Raw genomic sequence first — 14,949 nt, 5'->3', positions numbered from 1 at the left:
ACGGCGTCTGATCGTCCGCAGCCGCGCAGCCGCGATCCTGTAGCATCGCCCGGCCATGACCGTTGCGCCCACACCCACCGACGCCCTGCTCGCGCAGATGGCCAGCCTGCTGCATTGCGAGCGCGCCGAAGGGTTTGCCTGCGTGAGTGCGCGGCGCGAACACGGGGCGCGCTCGGTGGATCTGACCCAGGCGCAGTTCGCGATGGTGCTGCAGGGCCGCAAGCAGGTGCGCAGCGCGACCCAATCGCTGCAGTTCGTGCCGGGCGACCTGTTCCTGGTGACGCGCCGTTGCCGGATCGATGTGATCAACACGCCCGACCCGCAGACCGGGCTCTACCTGAGCGTGGTGGTCCCGCTGTGCGAAGAGGCGCTGGCCGCTGCACGCGCATTGTGGAACGAGCCGCTGCCCGGGGCCGGCGCCGACATCGCACAACTGCCGGCGATCGATTTCGCGCTGACACTGCGGCAGTGGCGCGATGCGCTGCAGCACGGCCTGTATACCGAAGCACGCCTGGCGCTGGCCGCACTGGTCGTCACCCTCTGCCGCCGCGGCCACGGCGGCCTGCTGCTGCCGCCGGCGCCAAGCGTTGCCGAGCAGGTGCGTACGCTGATCACCGCGCAACCGCAGCGGGCGTGGCGCTCGCGCGATATCGAAGACAGCCTGGGCATCAGCGGCGCCACCTTGCGCCGGCATCTGGCTGCCGAACACCGCTCGCTGCGCGAACTGATCACCGACGCGCGGCTGGCGCACGCCATGGCCTTGCTCTACAGCACACGCTGGCCGCTCAAGACCGTGGCCGCGCGGGCCGGCTATCGCTCTACCCGCAGCTTCAGTCAGCGCTTTCAGCAGCGCTACGGGCTGGATCCGGCCAGCATCGGCAATAGCCGCTAGATCGCCGACGCGAGCGCTTCGCGCAGCGCAATGAGCGAACCGCGCAGGTCGCCACGGCCAGCATGGCGACACCGCGGCGCTTGCCGCCTGTCCTGGAGTTGCTCATGTCTGTTTTTTCCGCCCTGCGTCCGCTGGCGCCGCTGTTGCTCGCCGCAAGCGCCACGCTGGCGCACGCCGCTGCGCCCGCATCCACCCACGCACAGGTCCCCGGCTTCTACCTGCAGCGCATCGGCACGCTGCGCGTCACCGCCTTGTTCGACGGCAGCGTGGCGTTGACGCGGCAACAGCTGTCCAACGTGGCCCCGGCAGAGCGCGACCGCCTGCTCGCGCAGGGTTACGTGCCCGAAGACGGCAAGGGGCTGCAGACGGCAGTCAACGCCTATCTGATCCAGGACGGCCGCCACCTCAGCCTGGTCGATACCGGCACCGCGCAGTGCCTGGGGCCCGGCCTGGGTCAGGTGCTGAGCAACCTGCGCGCCGCCGGTTACGACCCCGCCCAGGTCGACGATGTGCTGCTCACCCATGCGCATCCGGACCACCTGTGCGGCCTGCTCGATGCGCAGGGCAGGCCGGCCTTTCCCAATGCCACGGTGTGGCTGTCCGATGCCGATGCCGCGTACTGGCTGGACCCGGCCTCGGAGGCCGGTGCCGCGCCGACGCTGCAGTTCGCCTTCCCGCTGGCACGCGCGGCGGTGGCGCCGTACCAGGCCCAGGGTCGGCTGCGCCGCTTCCAGCCCGGCATCAGCGCATTGCCGGCCGGCATCACCGCGCTGGACAGCCAGGGCCACACGCCCGGCCACGTCTCCTATCGCTTCGACGGCGGCACCGGCAACACCGTGCTGGTGTGGGGCGACGTGCTGCATTACCACGCGGTGCAGTTTGCCCGGCCGGACGCCTCGTTCGAGGCCGACAGCGACCGCAGCAAGGCGATCGCCTCACGGCGTCGTCTGCTGGCGCAGGCCGCCGACGGCCGCTGGTGGGTGGCCGGCGCGCATCTGCCGTTCCCGGGCCTGGGTCATGTACGCCGCGAGGGCAAGGCGTTCGCCTGGGTGCCGACCGAATTCGGCGCGGTGCCGCAATGAAAAAACGGCGAGCCCTGGCTCGCCGTCCTGCTGGTCTGAAGGCCAGGCGTCATGCGCCAGGCCCGCCCCGGCTCACTCCGCGGCAGGCGCCGCGACGTCCAGACCCAGCCAGCCGCCGACGATGCCGCGCAACTCGTCCACGCCCTGGCGCGACTCGCCGGAGTAGGTCTGCACGGTCACGCTGTCGCCGAAGCGCGAGGTCACTTCCTTCTTGACCTTCTGCAGGGTCTGCATCTGCTGGCCACGGCCGAGCTTGTCGGCCTTGGTCAGCAAACCGTGCGCGGGCAAGCCGCGCTCGGCCGCATAGCCGAGCATCTGCAGGTCGTAATCCTTGAGCGGATGGCGGATATCCATGACCACCACCAGCCCGCGCAAGGCTTCGCGGGTGCGGAAATAGCGGTCGATGAAGGCCTGCCAGTGCGCCTGCAGGTCCTGCGGCACCTTGGCGTAGCCGTAACCGGGCAGATCCACCAGATAGCGCTCGGGCTGAATCTGGAAGAACACCAGCTGCTGGGTGCGGCCGGGGGTCTTGGACACCCGCGCCAGTGCGTTCTGGCGGGTCAGCGCGTTGAGCGCGCTGGATTTTCCGGCGTTGGAGCGGCCGGCGAAGGCGACCTCGTAGCCGCCATCGTCGGGCAATTGCCGGGCGTTGTGGGCGGACAGGTGGTAGCGGGCTTGTTCGATAAGGAGCGACATCTCCCTAGGATCGCACGTTCGGGGCCTGACGGTTTTGCTGCACTGTTCGTTGACCCTGGCGCAAAGGCGTGTCGATAATCGAAGCACGCCTGCCACAGCCAGCACCCAACGCGCGCGGGCCGGGTCCATACGGAGCTTTAGCTGATGCGCCATGCTCGTGTGCTAGTCCTCGCCGCCCTCGCCGTGCCGGTCATCGCCGCCGTGGCGTTTGCGCAGTCGGCGGTTACGCCGATCCCCGATCCGCCGCCGGTGCGCATTGCCCCGCTAGAGGTGGACCTGTCCAAGACCACCTGGGGCGATGCCAAGGCCGGCCAGACCAAGGCCGCCGCCTGCGCGGCCTGCCATGGCCCGGACGGCAATCCGGCGGTGGCCATGTACCCGCGCATCGCCGGCCAGACCGAGCGCTACGTGGCGCACCAGGTCGCCTTGATCGCCAGCGGCGAGCGCAATACCGGCATGTCGGCGGTGATGGTGCCGTTCGTCAAGGACCTCACCGCGCAGGACATGCGCGACCTGGGCGCCTACTTCGCCACGCAGAAAGCCGCTGCCGGGGTGGCCGACGATGCGGTGGTCAACGAGGGGCCGTACCAGGGCCTGAAGTTCTACCAAGTCGGCGAGAAGCTCTATCGCAGCGGCGATGTCGCGCGCGGCGTGCCGGCCTGCATGGCCTGCCATGGCCCGTCCGGCAGCGGCAATCCCGGCCCGGCGTATCCGCGCCTGGGCGGGCAGCATGCCGAGTACGTGGCGCGGCGCCTGAAGGAATACCAGGCCGGCACCACCCAGGAGCGCAACCCGGCGCTGTTCAATATCATGGCGCAGGTGGCGCACCCGCTGACCGAGCAGGAGATCCAGGCGCTGGCCAGCTATCTGCAGGGTCTGCACGATCGCGCCGACGATGCCGCCGCCGCGCAACTGCCCGCAGCAACGCCCGCCCGCTCATGAGCTGACCGCCGCAACCGCCACAGCGTGTCACGACGCCGGTCCCGCGACCGGCGTCGTCGTTTCCCGCCCTCCCCCTTCCCACTCCCACGGAGCCTGCATGAATCTGCTTTCCCGCCTGTCCCTGCTGTTGCTGTTGATGCCGCTGGCGGCCTGTGCCGCCGACAAGAACGCCCCGCCGGTCGAAGGCGACGACTACATCGTCATCGACGACGGCCAGCCGTACGCGCCGCTGGCCGGCAAGGTGGAAGTGGTCGAGGTGTTCGGCTACACCTGCCCGCACTGCGCGCACTTCGAGCCAACCCTGGAGGCCTGGGTGGCCAAGCAGCCGTCGTATGTGCGCTTCACCCCGGTGCCGGCGGCCTTCGGCGGGTTCTGGGATGCCTTCGCGCGTGCCTACTTCGCCGCCGACATCCTGGGCGTGGCCAAGCGCAGCCATCGCGCCATGTTCGAGGCGATCCACGAGAAGCAGACCGTGCCGACCCAGAACGTCGCCCCGGAGGAACTGGCCGCCTTCTACGCCGGCTACGGCGTGCCGCAGCAGCGCTTCATCGAGACCTACAAGAGCCAGGCGGTCGACGCCAGGCTCGATGCCGCGCGCGAGTTCGCCAAGCGCAGCAAGCTGCCCGGCACCCCGGCGATCATCGTCAACGGGCGCTATCTGATCGGCGCGCGCAACTACCCGGACATGCTGCGCGTGGCCGACTACCTGATCGCCCGCGAACACGCTGCGCCTGCCAAGCGCTGAACCGCGTAACCGCCACCGACGGCCGCCCGTGGCATCATGCGCCCCGCGGCCGTCCGGCCCTTTCCTCGCCCCACGCTGGAGATCCAATCCGATGAAGACCCGCTTCGCCCTGACGCTGATGGCGCTGCTGCCGATCCTGGTCGCCTGCAAGGCCCAGGACGGCTCGTCCGATACCGCACCTGCCGCCACCACGCCGGCTGCCGAAACGGCGCCTGCTCCGGCCGCTGCCACGCCGGCCGCCGACCCCGCCGCACCGCCTGCAGTTGGCGAGAGCGCCAGCACCCCGCCAGCCGCCGCCCCCAGCGCCGCACCGCGCGCGCCGAACGGCCCCGAGCCGGTCGCCGGCACCGACTATCTGGATATCGAAGGCGGCCAGCCGTACCAGCAGGCCGCCGGCAAGATCGAAGTGGCCGAGGTCTTCGGCTATGTCTGCCCCGCCTGCAACGCATTCCAGCCGCTGATCGGGCCGTGGAAGGCCGGCCTGCCGTCGGACGTGCACTTCGTCTACGTGCCGGCGATGTTCGGCGGCCCGTGGGACGACTACGGCCGTGCGTTCTACGCCGCCGAAACCCTGGGCGTCCAGGAAAAGACCCACGAAGCGCTGTACAAGGCCATCCACACCGAGCAGACCCTCAAGGGTGAGCGCGGCAAGGATTCGGTGCAGGACATCGCCGCGTTCTACGCCAAGTACGGCGTGGATCAGAAGACCTTCATCGACACCATGAGCAGCTTCGGCGTGTCGGCCAAGACCAACCGCGCCAAGCAGTTCGCCACCCGCAGCAAGCTCACCGGCACCCCGTCGCTGATCGTCAACGGCAAGTACCTGGTCAAGGGCCAGAGCTTTCCGGACATGCTGCGCATCGCCGATCACCTGATTGCGCGCGAACGCGCCACGCTGGCCAAGTGACTCTGTCGATCGCCGCCCTGTGAACGCTTCGGATTCGCGCACCCTGCGGGTGCTGACGGCCAATATCCAGGCCGGCTCCAGCACCCGCCGTTACAGCGATTACGTCACGCGCAGCTGGTCGCATGCGTTGCCGCTGGGCAGCAAGCGCACCAGTCTGGACAGCATTGCCAAGCTGGCCGGCGAGCGCGACATCGTCGGCCTGCAGGAGGCCGACCCGGGCAGCCTGCGCTCGGGTTTTACCAACCAGACCCACTATCTGGCCGAGCGCGCCGGCTTCCATTACTGGAGCCACCAGCCCAACCGCCGCATGGGCGGGGTCGCCTCCAGCGCCAATGGCCTGCTCAGCAAGCTGGAACCGCTGGAAGTGCAGGACCACGCCCTGCCCGGCCGGATCGGCGGGCGCGGCATCCTGCTGGCCAAGTTCGGGCAGGGTCGCGAAGGCCTGGCGGTGGCAGTGGCGCATCTGTCGCTGGGCGCCAATTCGCGCATGGCGCAGCTGGCCTTCATCGCCGAGTTGTTGTCCGAGCATCCCAACGCGATGTTGATGGGCGATTTCAACTGCATGGCCGACCGGCCGGAAATGCAGGCGCTGTACCGGCACACACGGCTGCAGCCGCCGAGCTGCGAAGTGCATACGTTTCCGAGCTGGCGTCCGGACCGGGCGATCGACCATATCCTGGTCAGCGACAGCCTCACCATCGAGCATATTGAAGCGATTCCCGCAGCGTTCTCCGACCATCTTGCGGTGGGCATGGATATCCGCGTGCCGCTGCAGCTGCTGCGCTAGCCACCCCGCAAAGTGACTACGGGTTCGCACTGGCGGACTCGACCGATGACACCCCCTCGACACCGTCTGTGCGATAACGCAGGCGGTTTTTCGTTGGGAGCACAGCACGTGATACGCGTCATATGAGTGTGTCGGCATGAGTGCGGTTGAGCCGCAGCTGTTGCCGGTGCGCACCCTGCGCCCGGTGTTCGTGCTGGCGGCCACGGTGGTGTGTACGTTTGCGTTGTTGGTGTCGTTGTTTCCGCTTGAAGCGGGCCGCGTGCTGCTGGACGCACAGACCTGGGCCTCGCGCAATGTCGGCTGGTACTACCTGCTGGCGATGACGGTGTATCTGGTGTTCGTGCTTGGCGTGGCCTTGTCCAGCTACGGCAACATCAAGCTCGGCGCCGATCACGACGAGCCGGAATTCAGCTATCTGTCCTGGGCCGGCATGTTGTTCGCCGCAGGCATCAGCATCACGCTGTTCTTCTTCTGCGTCTCCGAACCGCTCACCCATTACCTGCAACCGCCGCAAGGCGGCACCGGCAGCGGTGAAGCCTCTGCACGTCAGGCGATGCAGTTGCTGTTCCTGCATTGGGGACTGCATGGCTGGGGCGTGTTCGCGCTGGCAGCGATGGCGCTGGCGTATTTCGCATTTCGCCACAACCTGCCGCTGGCCCTGCGCTCGGCGCTGTATCCGCTGATCGGCAAGCGCATCAACGGGCCGATCGGCTATACCGTGGATGCGCTGGGCATCGTGGCCACCGTGTTCGGCCTGGGCGCGGACATGGGCTTTGGCGTGCTGCATCTCAACGCCGGCCTGAGTACCTTGATGGATGTGCCGCACACCCATTGGGTGCAGGTCGCGCTGATCGTGGCGATGATGGGCGCGGCAATCGTGGTGGCGGTGTCCGGCGTCGAGAAAGGCGTGCGCTGGATGTCGGACATCAACATGCTGCTGGCGATCGCGCTGCTGCTGTTCATGCTGTTCGCCGGCCCCACGCAGTATCTGCTCAACGCGCTGATCCAGAACCTGGGCGACTACCTGGGCAGTGTGGTCAACAAGAGTTTCGATGTGTACGCCTACGGCGGCCGCAGCGACTGGCTCGGCAACTGGACGGTGTTCTACTGGGCGTGGTGGATCGGCTGGGCGCCATTCGTGGGCCTGTTCATCGCGCGTATTTCGCGCGGCCGCACCATTCGCGAGTTCGTGCTCGGCGTGTTGCTGATACCGCTCGGTTTCACCCTGGCCTGGCTGTCGATCTTCGGCAACAGCGCGCTGGACCAGTTGCTGCATCACGGCCAGGGCGCGCTGGCGCAACAGGCCATCGATGCGCCGCAGACGGTGCTGTATTCGCTGTTGCAGAGTTATCCATGGAGCCGCACGGTGATCACGGTGACGGTGGCGATCAGCTTCGTGTTCTTCGTGACCTCTGCCGATTCCGGCACGGTGGTGCTGTCCACGCTGTCCTCGCACGGCGGCGAGCCGCACGACGATGGCCCGCGCTGGTTGCGCGTGTTCTGGGGCGTGCTCACCGCGGTGGTGACCGGCGGCCTGTTGCTGGCCGGCAGCATGGACGCATTGAAATCGGCCGTGGTGCTGGCCTCGCTGCCGTTCTCTGCGGTGTTGCTGCTGATGGCCTGGGGCTTGTCGCGCGCGCTCAGCGAAGAATCGCAACGCAAGCGTGCGCAGCTCTACAGCCCCAGCCCGCTGATCGGGCAATCGCGGCATCACCGCGGCTGGCGTCAGCGCCTGGGCCAGGCGATGCATTTCCCGGCGCGCGATGAGGTCTATCGCTTCATGCACGACCAGGTGCGCCCGGCGATTGAAGCGGTCACCGCGCAGCTGCAGGAAGAAGGCTGGCAGGTCAGCAGCCGGCTGGACGACGACGACATGGAAATCAGCGTCGACCACGGCGAGCAGCAGGGCTTCCGCTACCAGGTGGTGATGCGCGGCTACCTGACGCCTTCTTTCGCCGCGCAACGCCTGCGCAACCAACGCTATTACCGCGCCGAAGTGTATCTGTACGAAGGCAGCCAGGATTACGACCTGGTCGGTTACAGCCGCGAGCAGATCATCAACGACATCATCGATCAATACGAGCGTCACCTGCAGTTCCTGCATCTCACTCGCTGAGGTGCCGCCGCTGCCGCGTGCGCCCCACAGGAGGTTTGTCATGCCACGTTTTCCCGACCAGTTGCTGTATATCGGCGGCCGTTATGTTCCCGCCCGCGGCGGCCACACCTTCGAGGTGGTCAACCCCGCCACCGGCGAGGTGCTGGCCAATGTGCACAACGCCGGTGCCGACGACCTGGATGCCGCGGTCGACAGCGCCACGGCCGGCCAGCAGCAATGGGCGGCACTGACCGCGGTGGAACGCTCGCGCATCCTGCTGCGTGCGGTGGCGCTGCTGCGCGAGCGCAACGACGCGCTGGCCGAGCTGGAAACGCTCAACACCGGCAAGCCGCTGAGCGAAACCCGCAGCGTGGACATCGTCACCGGCGCGGACGTGCTGGAGTACTACGCTGGCGTGGCGCAGGCGCTGCAGGGCGCACAGGTGCCGCTGCGCGAAGGCAGCTTCTTCTACACACGGCACGAGCCGCTCGGCGTGGTCGGCGCGATCGGCGCATGGAATTACCCGATCCAGATCGCGCTGTGGAAGGCCGCGCCCGCGTTGGCAGCCGGCAACGCAATGATCTTCAAGCCCAGCGAAGTGACACCGCTGACCGCACTCAAGCTGGCCGAACTCTTCACCGAGGCCGGTCTGCCCGATGGCGTGTTCAACGTGCTGCCCGGCGACGGCGCCAGCGTGGGCACCGCGCTCACCGAACACCCGCAGATTGAAAAGATCAGCTTCACCGGCGGCACCGCAACCGGGCGCAAGGTGATGGCCAGTGCCTCGAGTTCGTCGCTGAAAGACGTGACCATGGAACTGGGCGGCAAGTCGCCCCTGATCGTCTGCGCCGACGCCGACCTGGATCTGGCCGCCGACATCGCGATGATGGCCAACTTCTACAGCTCCGGGCAGGTCTGCACCAACGGCACGCGCGTGTTCGTGCCGCGCGCGCTGCGCAACGCCTTCGAGGCGCGGCTGCTGGCACGCGTGCAACGCATCCACATCGGCGACCCGCTGGACGCGCGCACCACCTTCGGCCCGCTGGTCAGCGCCGCGCACATGCAGCGCGTGCTGGACTACATCGAACAGGGCAAGGCCGAGGGGGCGCGCCTGCTGTGCGGGGGCGAACGTCTGCGCGATGGCGCGCTGGCACAAGGTTGCTATGTCGCACCGACCATCTTCAGCGACTGCACCGACGTGATGACCATCGTGCGCGAAGAGATCTTCGGCCCGGTGCTGAGCCTGCTCACCTACGACGACGAAGACGAAGCGATCGCGCGCGCCAATGCCACCACCTACGGCCTGGCCGCAGGTGTGGTGACGCCGGATCTGGCGCGCGCGCATCGCCTGATCCATCGCCTGCAGGCGGGCATCTGCTGGATCAACACCTGGGGCGAGTCGCCGGCAGCGATGCCGGTGGGCGGCTACAAGCAATCCGGCGTGGGTCGCGAAAACGGCCTAGCCACGCTGCAGGCCTATACCCGCACCAAATCCATCCAGGTCGAACTGGAACGCTACGCGTCGGTGTTTTGACCGACCGACGCCACCTGGCAGGCCGTCGCCGGCGATACCGGCGAGCTGCGCGAGCTGCAGCCTGTAGACCGCGCCGCCATTTCGAACAAGAACAGCCGCCCCCTGCGCAATCGTCTTGAAAGCCGCTTCACACCGGCACCGCAACAAGGAGAACCCCATGCAACGCGAATACGACTACATCATCATCGGCGCCGGCTCGGCAGGTAACGTGCTGGCCGCGCGCCTGACCGAAGATCCGGGCGTCAGCGTGTTGCTGCTGGAGGCCGGCGGGCCGGATTATCGGCTGGACTTCCGCACCCAGATGCCGGCGGCGCTGGCGTTCCCGTTACAGGGCCGTCGCTACAACTGGGCCTACGAGACCGAGCCGGAACCGCATATGGACAACCGGCGCATGGAATGCGGGCGCGGCAAGGGATTGGGCGGCTCGTCGTTGATCAACGGCATGTGCTACATCCGCGGCAATGCCCTGGATTTCGACCATTGGGCCAAGCGGCCGGGCCTGGAAGACTGGAGCTACCGCGACGTGTTGCCGTACTTCCGCAAGGCCGAAACGCGCGACATCGGCGCCAACGATTATCACGGCGGCGAAGGCCCGGTCAGCGTAGCCACGCCGAAGAACGACAACAACGTGCTGTTCCATGCCATGGTCGACGCCGGTGTGCAGGCCGGTTACCCGCGCACCGACGATCTCAATGGCTACCAGCAGGAAGGCTTCGGGCCGATGGACCGCACGGTGACGCCGCAGGGGCGTCGCGCAAGCACCGCGCGCGGCTATCTGGACATGGCGCGTCCGCGCGACGGCCTGCACATCGTCACCCATGCCACCACCGACCGCATCCTGTTTGCCGGCAAGCGCGCGATCGGCGTGCATTACCTGGTCGGCAACAGCAGCGAGGGCATCGACGCGCATGCGCGCCGCGAAGTGCTGGTGTGTGCTGGCGCAATTGCCTCGCCGCAGCTGCTGCAACGCTCCGGTGTCGGCGCGCCGGATCTGCTGCGCGCACTCGACGTGCAGCTGGTGCACGACCTGCCCGGCGTCGGCCAGAACCTGCAGGATCACCTGGAGGTATACATTCAGTACGCCTGCACCAAGCCGGTGTCGTTGTACCCGGCGTTGCAATGGTGGAATCAGCCGGCGATCGGTGCGCAGTGGTTGTTCGCCGGCACCGGCACCGGGGCCAGCAACCAGTTCGAGGCCGGCGGCTTCATCCGCACGCGCGAAGAGTTCGACTGGCCCAATATCCAGTATCACTTCCTGCCGGTGGCGATCAATTACAACGGCAGCAATGCAGTGAAGGAACACGGGTTTCAGGCGCATGTGGGCTCGATGCGCACCCCCAGCCGCGGGCGCGTACATGCCAAGTCGCGCGACCCGCGCCAGCATCCGTCGATCCTGTTCAACTACCAGTCCACCGATCAGGACTGGCAGGAATTTCGCGATGCGATCCGCATCACCCGCGAAATCATCGCCCAGCCCGCACTGGACGCCTACCGCGGCCGCGAAATCAGCCCGAGCGCGGACTGCAAGACCGATGCCGAGCTGGACGCCTTCGTACGCGCACGCGCAGAGACGGCGTATCACCCGTCCTGCTCCTGCGCGATGGGCACCGATGATATGGCGGTGGTCGATGGACAGGGCCGCATGCACGGCATGGAGGGCCTGCGGGTGATCGATGCCTCGATCATGCCGCGCATCATCACCGGCAACCTCAACGCCACTACCATCATGATCGCCGAGAAGATCGCCGACCGCATGCGTGGCCGCACGCCACTGCCGCGCAGCACCGCCGACTATTACGTGGCCGGCGATGCGCCTGTGCGCGGGTGATGCTAGAAAACGCGGTGCGCCACCGTGGGTCGAGTGCGCGGTACCCTCACCGCTCGCGGGACACGCCGCAAGTACGTCCTTGTAGGCTCGGTGGCGGCATCCATGCCGCCACACGGTCCCGCAACCGGTGAGGACACCGCACCAGAACATTTGCATGTTGTTTGCTAAAAAAACCGTCTTCTCATCTCGTTGCGTTGCGAAGCTGATCGGATGCGCCATTACCGAGCAACGCACGTCATGCACTGCTTGCAGCCATGCACACCGACCATCTTCGATGGTCATTGCCCGCCCACCGTCGCGGGACCTTACGCGGCATGGATGCCGCGTAAGAGCTTACAAGGACGTACTTGCAGCGTGTCCCGCGATGGTGGGCGGGCAAGGGCCTTGCAGCAAAGCCACAGATCAGCCGCTCTCCGTCTACGACCGACCCGACCTGACGGACTAAAACTTCAAATCCACCCGCGCATACCAGAAACGCCCACCGGGGATGTCGTAGGTGGAGGCGTCATAGCCATTGAGTGAGCACGACAGGCAGAGCGGCGGATCCTTGTCGAAGACGTTGTTCAAGCCGGCCGTGAGCTGCAGCCCCTTGAGCCAATCGACGCGATAACCCAGCTGTGCATCGTGGTACGTGATCGCATCCAGGCGATTGGTACCTACGGCTGGATCGGAACACACCGCAAATTCCACCGCATCGCCGCATTGTTCGGTGAGTTTGGAGATGTGGCGCGCCGTCCACGATGCAGTCCAGTTGCCCAGCGACCAGTCCAATACCGCGTTGCTGGTCCATTCGGGGATCGCGCTGTCCACCACTTCGATGCCCGGCCCCTGCGGCTGGCGCTGCCCTGCCGCACCGAGTGCCTCGTAGCGGCCCACGAAGGTGTTCTGCCAAGACAATTTGAAACGGCCAAGCGCCGTCTCCGGCAAGGTCCAGAACAGGTCCACATCCCAACCGTCGGTCTTGATCGAACCCAGATTGGTCAACCGATTGTTGAACGCATTGATGCCGCCGGTCGAGGCGCGCCCGATGCCATTGCAGTACAGCGCGTCCAGGGTATCCACGCACAGATCCAGCTGGGTTTGCGCATTGATCGCCTGGATCGCGCCGTCGACATGATGGCGATAGAAGGTCATTTCCAGATCGAGGCGATCGGACCAGCTGGCATTGCTGGCAAAGCCAGGACTGAACACGAAGCCGGCACTGAAGCTGCGCGAACGCTCCGGATCCAGTTGCTCGTTGCCGCCGGTGGTGACCGAGATCTGCTGGTTGGCCTGTTGATAGCCGGCCGGTACGCCGAGCGACGCGCAGTTCGCGGCGCTGCCACGCGGCGCAGTGCCGCCCAGCCCGATCGAGCATGGATCGGACAACTGCAAATCGGCGCGCGCGGCCGAACCGAACAGCTCGCCGATGGTCGGCGCACGGAAGCCCTCTGCATAACTGGTGCGCAGCACCAGCTCATCGGTGACCTGCCAACGCAAGCCGTATTTTGGCGTGAACTCGCCACCGAAAGTGGAGTAATCCGAATAACGGCCGGCGATATTCAAGTCGAGTTTGTCGCCCAACGACGAATTGGCGAAGATCGGGATATTGAGCTCGAGATAGGCCTCGTTGACGTCGTAGCTGCCTGACGTCGGCAACGACGGCACGCCGTTGTAGCGCCCCGCCACGGTGAGCGGATCGGGTTGGTAGGACCCTTCGTATTTGCGGTATTCGTAGCCGGTGGCGAACGACACCGCACCACCGGGCAGCTGGAACAGCTCGCTGCTCAGATTGGCGGTGAACAGGCTCAACTCGTTCTGGCTGCGGTCGCGCACCACCGGCTGGATCCAGCGCAACATCTCCGGCGTGATGCTGCCGGCACCGCTGAAGATATCCAGTGGCACGCAGCCGGCCACCGCCGCGCACGCGGCCGGATCGCCCAGGCCAAGGTTGATGTTGTAGAGGTTGTAGCTGCCGTAGTTGGTCTGTTCGGCCTTGTTCTTGCTGTACATGCCGTTGATGTCCCAGAACCAGGTGCGCGCCGCACCTTCGAAGGTGCCCACCAGACCGGTGCCGAAGTATTGCGTGTCGACCTGCTGCTCGAAACGGCGCGCCCCGCCTTCCACCGGGCGGCGGCCGATCTGGATCAAGTTGGTAGCCGAGTTCAGCTCGAAGCCGAACGGATTGAACGGATTGAGCGCGGAAATCACGATGTTGTCGGCCAGCGGATTGCCGGTGCCGGCATCGGGGCCGAGAAAGATCGGCTCGGGCGCGGCCTGGTTGGTCGACTCGCGCCGATTGCCCAGCGCCTTGACGTACCACTGCACGTCGTCGTTGAAGTAATAGCGAAATTGCGCGAACACGCCCTTGCGCTCGGACGGTGTCAGCAACAGGTTCTGTTCTGCAAAGTTGTAGCGGTCTGCAGTACCAAAGCAGTGGTAGTCGTCGCTGCGTGTACACCCCGCACTGCCGTCGTATTGTGGCGTGCCGACACCGGCATTGGGCGTGAGGTTCTGGCGCACGCCGGTGTTGGGGTCGACGAACTGGAAGCGACCATCGGGCGTTGCCGAGCTGGCAAAGGTCAACCCGGTGCCCGGGATCGGGAAGCGGGCCTGCGCGCGGTCGCGTGCGTAGATCGGATCCTGCTTGACGTAGCTGGCGCCCAGAAACAGGCTGAAATCCTCGCCGCTGGTGCCCCAGGCCAGGTCCATGCCCTGGTTGGCGCCGTCGCCCTTGCCGTATTGCCCGTAGTTGAGCGTGACCTGCGCACCGTCGAAGCTGCGCCGGGTGATGATGTTGACCACGCCGGCGATCGCATCCGAGCCGTACAGCGACGAGGCGCCGTCTTCGAGCACCTCGATGCGCTCCACGATCGCCAGCGGAATGGTGTTGAGATCGGTCGACGAGCCCACGCCGGAGGCCGAAGACTCGTTGACCCAGCGGATGCCATCGACCAGGACCAGCACGCGCTTGGAGCCGAGATGGCGCAGATCCACCTGCGCCGAGCCGGCACCCACACCGCCACCATCGGGCGGAAAGCCGAAGTTGCCCGACGAGTTGAACTTGGCGTTGAGCGCCGAACCCGATGCGGTGAGTTCCTGCAGCACCTCGCCGATCGAGGTCAGGCCGGTGCGTTCGATGTCGGCGCGATTGAGCGTCTGGATCGGCACCTGGCCCTGTAATTCTGCGGTCTTGATGCGGGTGCCGGTGACCTGCACGCTGTCGAGCGTGCGCGTACTCGGGGCGGCCTCGGGCTGTTGCGCCCAGGCGAGTGTGGGAACCAGACACAACGACAACTGCACGGCCAGGCATGACCGCGGGGAGCCAATCAGACGCTTCATCCTTTCTCTCTCCGGAAGGACTTGCTAAGTGTCCGCACGCCCCCGTGCCCTGCGGTCCGTCCCAACTTTTAAACGAAACCTTAACGCCCCGCAAGCCAACCATGCAGGCAGTGAGAGACG

Annotated in this window: 11 protein-coding genes; 9 read left to right on the top strand and 2 right to left on the bottom strand. The window is 66.5% G+C overall.

All coding sequences use genetic code 11. The features are described 5' to 3' along the window. The first annotated feature begins 55 nt into the window (after positions 1-55). Both AC1PLA_RS04150 and AC1PLA_RS04145 read left to right on the top strand, forming a co-directional pair. The gene (locus tag AC1PLA_RS04150; protein ID WP_039523510.1) at positions 56-892 is read left to right on the top strand and encodes a helix-turn-helix transcriptional regulator; all 837 of its coding nucleotides are present in this window, start codon (positions 56-58) and stop codon (positions 890-892) included. A gap of 104 nt (positions 893-996) precedes the next feature. Then, positions 997-1,974: an MBL fold metallo-hydrolase gene (locus tag AC1PLA_RS04145; RefSeq protein ID WP_039523508.1), complete on the top strand. Its 978-nt coding sequence runs from the start codon at positions 997-999 to the stop codon at positions 1,972-1,974. Between the two features lie 72 nt (positions 1,975-2,046). On the opposite strand, the gene yihA is transcribed toward AC1PLA_RS04145, so the two are convergent. Beyond that, a complete protein-coding gene (gene yihA / locus AC1PLA_RS04140; protein ID WP_024939454.1) occupies positions 2,047-2,670 on the bottom strand; it encodes a ribosome biogenesis GTP-binding protein YihA/YsxC in 624 nt (207 codons plus the stop codon). Positions 2,671-2,814: 144 nt separating this feature from the next. On the opposite strand from yihA, the gene AC1PLA_RS04135 reads away from it, so the two are divergent. The 7 genes from AC1PLA_RS04135 to betA all read left to right on the top strand — a co-directional run bounded on the left by AC1PLA_RS04135 (position 2,815) and on the right by betA (position 11,508). After that, complete coding sequence (locus AC1PLA_RS04135) at positions 2,815-3,612, top strand: c-type cytochrome (protein WP_024939455.1); 798 nt, start codon at positions 2,815-2,817, stop codon at positions 3,610-3,612. 97 nt (positions 3,613-3,709) lie between these two features. Continuing rightward, a complete protein-coding gene (locus AC1PLA_RS04130) occupies positions 3,710-4,357 on the top strand; it encodes a thiol:disulfide interchange protein DsbA/DsbL (RefSeq protein ID WP_481105652.1) in 648 nt (215 codons plus the stop codon). A 91-nt stretch (positions 4,358-4,448) separates the two neighbouring features. Further along, positions 4,449-5,264 carry a thiol:disulfide interchange protein DsbA/DsbL gene (locus AC1PLA_RS04125; protein ID WP_016902612.1) on the top strand — a complete coding sequence of 272 codons (816 nt, stop codon included), beginning with the start codon at positions 4,449-4,451 and terminating at the stop codon, positions 5,262-5,264. Positions 5,265-5,313: 49 nt separating this feature from the next. Further along, the gene (locus tag AC1PLA_RS04120) at positions 5,314-6,051 is read left to right on the top strand and encodes an endonuclease/exonuclease/phosphatase family protein (RefSeq protein WP_024940789.1); all 738 of its coding nucleotides are present in this window, start codon (positions 5,314-5,316) and stop codon (positions 6,049-6,051) included. A gap of 136 nt (positions 6,052-6,187) precedes the next feature. Further along, positions 6,188-8,167 carry a choline BCCT transporter BetT gene (betT, locus tag AC1PLA_RS04115; RefSeq protein WP_016902610.1) on the top strand — a complete coding sequence of 660 codons (1,980 nt, stop codon included), beginning with the start codon at positions 6,188-6,190 and terminating at the stop codon, positions 8,165-8,167. 40 nt (positions 8,168-8,207) lie between these two features. Next, on the top strand, positions 8,208-9,680 hold the full coding sequence (gene betB / locus AC1PLA_RS04110) for a betaine-aldehyde dehydrogenase (RefSeq protein ID WP_024940791.1): 1,473 nt from the start codon (positions 8,208-8,210) through the stop codon (positions 9,678-9,680). Positions 9,681-9,837: 157 nt separating this feature from the next. Next, positions 9,838-11,508: a choline dehydrogenase gene (gene betA / locus AC1PLA_RS04105; protein WP_481105651.1), complete on the top strand. Its 1,671-nt coding sequence runs from the start codon at positions 9,838-9,840 to the stop codon at positions 11,506-11,508. 441 nt (positions 11,509-11,949) lie between these two features. Here the strand turns inward: betA and AC1PLA_RS04100 are convergent, their stop codons facing one another. Continuing rightward, positions 11,950-14,829, bottom strand: coding sequence for a TonB-dependent receptor (locus AC1PLA_RS04100; protein ID WP_481105650.1), 2,880 nt, complete (start codon positions 14,827-14,829; stop codon positions 11,950-11,952). Positions 14,830-14,949 lie beyond the last annotated feature (120 nt).

This window comes from Xanthomonas sp. NCPPB 1826 (genome assembly GCF_056725285.1).
This window is presented reverse-complemented; position numbering and strand designations above follow the sequence as displayed.

What these genes read in the sequence shown, in the direction of transcription:
- yihA (WP_024939454.1), bottom strand. Translation starts at nt 2,670, where the DNA reads ATGTCGCTCCTTATCGAACAAGCCCGCTACCACCTGTCCGCCCACAAC.
- AC1PLA_RS04100 (WP_481105650.1), bottom strand. Translation starts at nt 14,829, where the DNA reads ATGAAGCGTCTGATTGGCTCCCCGCGGTCATGCCTGGCCGTGCAGTTG.
- betT (WP_016902610.1), top strand. Translation starts at nt 6,188, where the DNA reads ATGAGTGCGGTTGAGCCGCAGCTGTTGCCGGTGCGCACCCTGCGCCCG.
- betA (WP_481105651.1), top strand. Translation starts at nt 9,838, where the DNA reads ATGCAACGCGAATACGACTACATCATCATCGGCGCCGGCTCGGCAGGT.
- betB (WP_024940791.1), top strand. Translation starts at nt 8,208, where the DNA reads ATGCCACGTTTTCCCGACCAGTTGCTGTATATCGGCGGCCGTTATGTT.
- AC1PLA_RS04145 (WP_039523508.1), top strand. Translation starts at nt 997, where the DNA reads ATGTCTGTTTTTTCCGCCCTGCGTCCGCTGGCGCCGCTGTTGCTCGCC.
- AC1PLA_RS04135 (WP_024939455.1), top strand. Translation starts at nt 2,815, where the DNA reads ATGCGCCATGCTCGTGTGCTAGTCCTCGCCGCCCTCGCCGTGCCGGTC.
- AC1PLA_RS04130 (WP_481105652.1), top strand. Translation starts at nt 3,710, where the DNA reads ATGAATCTGCTTTCCCGCCTGTCCCTGCTGTTGCTGTTGATGCCGCTG.
- AC1PLA_RS04125 (WP_016902612.1), top strand. Translation starts at nt 4,449, where the DNA reads ATGAAGACCCGCTTCGCCCTGACGCTGATGGCGCTGCTGCCGATCCTG.
- AC1PLA_RS04150 (WP_039523510.1), top strand. Translation starts at nt 56, where the DNA reads ATGACCGTTGCGCCCACACCCACCGACGCCCTGCTCGCGCAGATGGCC.